The 6107-nt window shown below is 63.0% G+C and carries 6 protein-coding genes and 1 pseudogene; 2 read left to right on the forward strand and 5 right to left on the reverse strand.

What is annotated here, in order from left to right:
• The 4 genes from AC1DT6_RS39925 to AC1DT6_RS39940 all read right to left on the reverse strand — a co-directional run.
• On the reverse strand, nucleotides 1-323 hold a 323-nt coding region (locus AC1DT6_RS39925; protein ID WP_441637419.1), incomplete at its 3' end, for an asparaginase domain-containing protein.
• Between the two features lie 104 nt (nucleotides 324-427).
• A complete protein-coding gene (locus tag AC1DT6_RS39930; RefSeq protein WP_441637421.1) occupies nucleotides 428-703 on the reverse strand; it encodes an ElaB/YgaM/YqjD family protein in 276 nt (91 codons plus the stop codon).
• A 124-nt stretch (nucleotides 704-827) separates the two neighbouring features.
• Nucleotides 828-1004 carry a hypothetical protein gene (locus AC1DT6_RS39935; RefSeq protein WP_441637423.1) on the reverse strand — a complete coding sequence of 59 codons (177 nt, stop codon included), beginning with the start codon at nucleotides 1002-1004 and terminating at the stop codon, nucleotides 828-830.
• 241 nt (nucleotides 1005-1245) lie between these two features.
• Nucleotides 1246-2148 (reverse strand): MurR/RpiR family transcriptional regulator, encoded by a 903-nt coding sequence (locus AC1DT6_RS39940; RefSeq protein WP_441637424.1) that lies wholly within the window; start codon nucleotides 2146-2148, stop codon nucleotides 1246-1248.
• Nucleotides 2149-2455: 307 nt separating this feature from the next.
• Here AC1DT6_RS39940 and pdxR point away from each other — a divergent pair, with 307 nt between their 5' ends.
• The gene (gene pdxR / locus AC1DT6_RS39945; RefSeq protein ID WP_441637426.1) at nucleotides 2456-3958 is read left to right on the forward strand and encodes a MocR-like pyridoxine biosynthesis transcription factor PdxR; all 1503 of its coding nucleotides are present in this window, start codon (nucleotides 2456-2458) and stop codon (nucleotides 3956-3958) included.
• Nucleotides 3959-4524: 566 nt separating this feature from the next.
• Nucleotides 4525-4917, forward strand: a pseudogene (locus AC1DT6_RS39950) (GGDEF domain-containing protein); the annotation flags it as partial.
• Nucleotides 4918-5187: 270 nt separating this feature from the next.
• Here the strand turns inward: AC1DT6_RS39950 and AC1DT6_RS39955 are convergent.
• Nucleotides 5188-5742: a hypothetical protein gene (locus tag AC1DT6_RS39955; protein ID WP_441637428.1), complete on the reverse strand. Its 555-nt coding sequence runs from the start codon at nucleotides 5740-5742 to the stop codon at nucleotides 5188-5190.
• Nucleotides 5743-6107 lie beyond the last annotated feature (365 nt).

Raw genomic sequence — 6107 nt, forward strand, 5'->3', positions numbered from 1 at the left:
TTGAAGCTCTCCGAGCCGATCTGGAAGACCTGCTCGCCCTTGACGTTGGCGACCTTCGAGATTTCCGGGACCGAGGCGATGATCTTGTCCACCGGCACCACGGCCGACTGGTAGGCCGCGGTATTGGTGGCGGCAGCGCCGGCGCCGGCAATGGTGCCGCCGGTGCCGATGATGACGATATTGGCCTTGCGGGCTTCGCTGGGGGCGCTCGCCTGCGGCGGCGCGGCGGCGGGCGGGGCAAGCTGCGCATGGGCGGCGCCGGTGGTCAGGCTGGCGGCGAGCAGCAGGGCGCCGATGGTGGTGAGACGGACGGAATGCTTCATGATTCTTCTGGCTCTCTATGGCAGCAGGCAATGCTCGTTGGCCGGACTGCCGGTGAAATCCGCAGTCCGGCCCGAGGGTTTCGTTGGCGCGTGGCGCCGGGGATTTATTTTCTATCGATCAGCCAGCCGATCAACAAGCCGACGGCGGCTGCGACACCGATCGATGTCCAGGGACGTTCATGCACATAATCGTCCGCCAGGCGCGCCGTGTGGCGGCTTTTTTCGACCACGACGTATTGCACGTCCGCCATCTTCTTCTTTGCCTTCTTCAGGCGCGCCTGCACCTTGCCAGGCACTTCCTCCGCCGGCCCGCTCGCGGCGTTGGTGGTGGGTACCAGCAGGCTATCCACTTCGCGCAGGGCGTTCCCGGTATTCGACATGATTTTCTCCTCGTTGAATTGCTTGAATGCTTGGCTCATTCTGGTCAAACGGTTAATCAACTACTGAACGACTGAACTGCGGGAATACTGAATTGCGGCATGAATGAACGACTGGCCGGGATACTCAGTTGTATCCCAGCACGGCGACCGCCTTCAGCTCCTCTTCGTCTGCACTGGTGCCGCAGTCGAAAGGGTCGAACGGGGGACTCGGGAGCGCGGAGGCCTGGGGGGCCGGCATGGGTTGCGACTCTTTGATGATCAGCGGGTAGCTGCGAAGCACATGGTTGGCGATGACTGGCATGGCAAGTCGTTTGTTTCCGGATTGGCGTTCAGATCATGTCGCGAGTTCGCACAAGACGCGCGTTGGTCATGGGGGCGACGTGGTCTCCATTCTGTTTGAAGCTGCGCTTGTTCTCCCTGTGGCAGTGCCGGGGAGGGGCAGGTTCAATGCCTGCCTAGCATAAGGAAGATCCGGCGCGCGAATAAGAGCCAATCCGGAATAGTTGATGGAACCGCCTTCTTGCGTCCTGCCAGGTGGCCGGTCAGGCTGTCGCGCGGCCGGATGAGGATGCATCGAGCCCGTTACCGACGCTGTCTGGCCTGGCGGATTTCCTGATGGCCTCGATGGATTCGAACCGCTGCCTTGTTTCTTCGGGAAAGCGGGCAATGAGCGCGGCGATCAGCGTCTCGGTTTGCGCCAGCGCAGGTACCTTGGTATCGAACGGCGAGTCCGTCCGGACAAAGCTGGTGAGCGTGGCCGCGGAGAAGCCAGCGATCGGCGACTTCCATTCATCGGTGAAGAGGATGATCTTCGCGCCGAGACGTTGCGCGGCGGCGGCAAAGTCGATGACGGTTTTCTGGTATCGGCGATAGTCGTAGACGACGAGGACATCGTCGGGGCCGATGTCGACCAGCACCTCGTTCGCCCGCTCCAAAGCCGGCTCGATATGGCGGACCTTGGGCCGTACATGCGTCAGGAGAGACGTGAAGCGCGCCGCGAGGAATGCACTGGATCGCCCGCCGGTGCAGAACACGGATGATCGCGGCTCGCCAAGCAGATCGACGGCGGTATCGAAGTCTTCCGGCGAAGCGCAGTGCGCCACCCGGCTGACGGACATCGCCAGGCTTGCCAGCAGGGGCTTCTGGAAGTCTTCCCCCGGCCCACCGTGCGTGCTGGCTCCCAGCCGCGAAAGCGGTGAATTCATCGCCTCATCCACCTCCGCCAGCAGCGCCCGCTGGAACGCCGGGTAGCCATCGAACCCGAGCTTCACGACCAGCCGGTACACCGTCGGGTCGCTGACCCCCGCTTGCGCCGCAAGGTTGGAGATGGAGGTCAGCGCGGCGCTCGGATAGCTGGTGAGCAGCGTTTCCGCCACCTTCAGCTCGGACGCGGTAAAGCCGGAAGCCCGGTCTGCCAGCGTGTCTCTGATGGATAACTTGGCCACGCTCTCTCCGGGAGTGGATCATAAAAGGAATGCCAGCCTGAAAGTAATGAGCATTACAGTTCGTGGCATAAAACGGAGAATAGCACTCGCGACATTCCGGACCGATTGCGCGTAAACCCTTGGTTTCGCCAGGGAGATGTGCCGTGTATTGTCTGTCAATGTCATGTTTGTCTCACCGTGGCCCATGTCTATGTATTAGACGTTACAGCGTGCCGTGAGCCGCCGGTACCGCTGGCACGCGACGCCGAATGCGAAGGACAGCCTGTGCCGGGGCATCCTGGTAAGCAGCGTAGAGGGAGCAAGGACCTTGAAAGAGACGCCACTAATCGACTGGCTTCTCGGGCGCAGTCACTGGAGTCAACCCGATCGATCGGGGCTTCCCCTGAACCGGCAGTTGTTCGATGACATCCGCGGCGCGATCCTGGCCGGACAGTTGTCCGCCGGTACACGCTTGCCACCGACACGCGAGGTTGCCAAGGGGCTGAACATTGCCCGCAACACTGTCCTGTATGCGTATGAGCGCCTCACCGATGAGGGCTATACGCTCACGCACGGCGGTAGCGGAACGTATGTTGGCGATGCCCCTCCCGATCCTGTCCTGCGTGATTGCGGGTCCGGCGTAAGCCAGGCGGAGGAGGTCGCAGCAGTGCGCGAGGCGTCTCGCTTATCGGCGCGAGGCCGTGAGTTGCTTGACGGCGCCGGCGCGTCGGACCGGCAGGTGGGCTCGTTTGTGCTCGGCATTCCGGACGTCAGGCAATTCCCGCGCGCGATATGGCAGCGGATCATCACCCAGGTCTGGAAAACGGCTTCCCAGGAGCAACTGGGCTACGGCACCCGGCATGGCTGCCCGCCGCTCAAACGTGCGCTTGCGGAGTACCTGGCCCTGGCGCGCGGCGTCGACTGCCTGCCCGAACAGATCGTCGTGACGCAGGGCAGTCACCAGGCGATCGATCTCTGTGCCCGCCTGCTTGGCGACCCCGGCGACGTGGTGTGGGTCGAAGACCCCGGTTACTGGGGCGCGCGCAGCGTGTTCCGCGCGGCGGGGCTGAAGGTGGAGGCGGTGCCGGTGGACGCGCAGGGCATGCAGCCCCCCGTTGCGCCCGAGACCGGACCCAGGCTCATCTTCGTGACGCCGTCACACCAATACCCCAGCGGCGTGGTGATGAGCCTCGCGCGGCGCCGCCTGCTGACGGAGTTGGCGCATCGGCACAGCGCCTGGATCATCGAAGACGACTATGACAGCGAATTCCGCTACCACGGTGCCCCTTTGCCGTCGCTGCAGGGCCTGGACCCGCATCGCAATACGGTCTACATCGGCAGCTTCTCCAAGGTGCTGTACCCCGGCCTGCGGCTCGGCTTCCTGATCCTGCCGCCGGCGCTTGTGGATGCCTTCGCCGTAGCGCATTCCGAGTTGTATCGCGGCGGGCAATTGCAGATACAGAACGCCCTGGCGAACTTCATTTCGGACGGACACTACGCAGCCCATATCCGACGTATGCGGAAGATCTATGGCGAGCGCCAGGTCCTTCTGACGCAGGAATTGCAGCGCCAGCTAGGCGGCGAGATCGACATCGTCGGCACCGATACCGGGCTGCACCTGACCGTCCTGCTGCGCCGTGCCAGCGATCATCAGGTATCCCGCGCCGCGCTGGCCCACGGGATCGTGGCGCGCTCGCTGTCTTCCTACTTTGCCAATCCGCTGCGCGCGCAGAACGGCCTGGTGCTGGGTTACGGCGGGGTCAGTGAAGAGGAGATCGCGCCCGCGGTGGCCAGGCTCGCGTGCGCGATTGAATCGGTGGGGGATGGTTGACGCGTATCGCCTGTGATCCTGGGCTCCTCGTCGACCTCAACCGGATCATCGGTGGACGTTCGACGAACGTGGACCCGGGAACCAGGGTTGACCTTGTCGGCGAAACGCACGCGCAAGCGTGCATTCTTGGATGAGATGAGTCAGATTGTTTCCTGGGGCGGACTTGGTCGCACTGATTGAAGCTCAGGGTGATGGCTTCGGTCGTCCAATGTGTGCGACCGGTCCGCAGATCCCCGTTCAGAATTTCAGGCCAGACCGGTAAATGACTTCTGGTTTTGAGTAATGCAATGCCCCCCCCGGCTATGATCGCCCTGCCAGTGGAGCGCCACTGGTGGCCGCTCTTGGCGAATTCCATCGGGGTCGCAGGCTTGGCCTGCACTAGGCCGGATATAAGTCTGCAACCAACCCTGATCGAGCATCGCGTGACATTTACCTAGCAAACCGGGGCGCGTTCATATAAGTGTGACCGGTGCGTCGATCACGGCTGTGACGCTGCTCGACAAGGAACATCAGCACTATCGAGATGAAGTCGGCATGTCGATGCCACCGGTTCCTCGCATGGTCATCCGGCCGGAGACGACTGCTTGCGTTCCGTGGCGTCGGTGCTGCAGTCGGTGGCAGAGAAGTATCAGATGATTGCCGGGCGCATCGGCGGTGAAGAGTTTGCGCTGCTGCGGTGCGGTTCCGCTTCGCCCTCGCTCGAAGAGGTGCTGGAGCATCTGCGCGTCGCGATTGAGGGGCTGGCGATCGAGCATCGCCATTCTCCGTTCGGCATCGTGACGGTCAGTATCGGGGCCTCGCTTACGCGCAAACAGGGGCAGGTCGAGTCGACACATCGAGAAGTCCTTGCGATCGCGGACCAGGCGCTCTATGCGGCGAAGAAGGACGGTCGGAACAGGGTGGCTTGTCAGGGAATGGCATGCATCTGGTGCCCGCGCGACGATTGCGCGACCGCCTGAATGCGAGCTGACACGATGAGGTAGCCTGATTGGACATTGTCCTTTGGCCGGTGCATAGCGTCTATCACGGCCACCGGTTCCCTTCCGCCGGCCTGGATTTCCAAAAGGCAGCCGCCCCCCCAAGTCTGGCGCTCCCAGAAGACGGCAGAACGCTGGGTCCGGCGCCTCCTCACACCACAGGCCTTCAGCAGCAGGATGAGTGTCAGCGGGGCGCCAGTCCTCTGTTCGACATGTCGAACTGGACCAGCATCGGGGTGACGGTCGTTTCTCTTACAGCGGTGCAGGCAGTGTCGCGGAGGGTTGCGCTGGCGCGGCCGGCTTCTTGTCGCTCGTGCCGCTGTAGGCGAAGTACTTGGCCTTGGCGCCCTTGGCCCAGTACGCCAGGGTGAACTGCTTGCTGTCGCGGGCGTAAAGCATCTCGAGGCTGCCGTTGGCTGCTTCCCACTCGGCGTAGCCGTTCCCGGCATTGGGGTCGGTCTTGCGCTTGGACTCGTAGCGGGCGTCGAGCGTCTTGCTGACCTCATCCATCGCGGACCGGTCGAATGTCAGGGTAATGAGCGCCACGGTGTCCTGGGCGTCGCAGTTCACGGTCGCGCGGGTCAGGCCTGGCAGATTGAAGCGATCCAGGTGCTTGATCTCGACGGTGTCACCGCCTGCCCACGGCGCCGTGCCAGTCTTGACGCGATTCGGACCGGGTGTCATCCGCGCACACTTGGTCTTGCCAAGTTCAAGGCCCAGGGGCGCCGCGTCCTTGCCGGGCGGCTGTGCGTGGGCGGTGATCGATGCCAGCAGGAGGGCGGAGAGGAGGGTGGCCTTCTTTATCATGATTTTGGCGAGATTGATATCTCGAAACGAACATGAGGGAGATTTTACGGCCTGCGGCCCCGCCGCCAGTTCGCGCATGCGTGTTTCTGATCTGGGCACGCTCCAAATAGACTGCGTTCTACAGGAATATGGCCTCGTTATGGTCACGGCCGCGTCTTGCGATTCCCCCTGGGCAGTACCTTCGCACCCGCGCAGCGGCCGTGAAACCCGCAGGGGTTCCACGGAGCCTGGCGCATTTCGTTCAGACCTTGGCGTGGGTGGCGGCCCATTGCGACGGGTTGACGTCGATGCTCAGCGGGCCGAAGCCGGAGCCGATCACGCCGACGTTGTTGAGCGTGTTCACGTTGATGCTTTGCAGCTGGGCG

The organism is Cupriavidus sp. 01L45 (assembly GCF_056399885.1).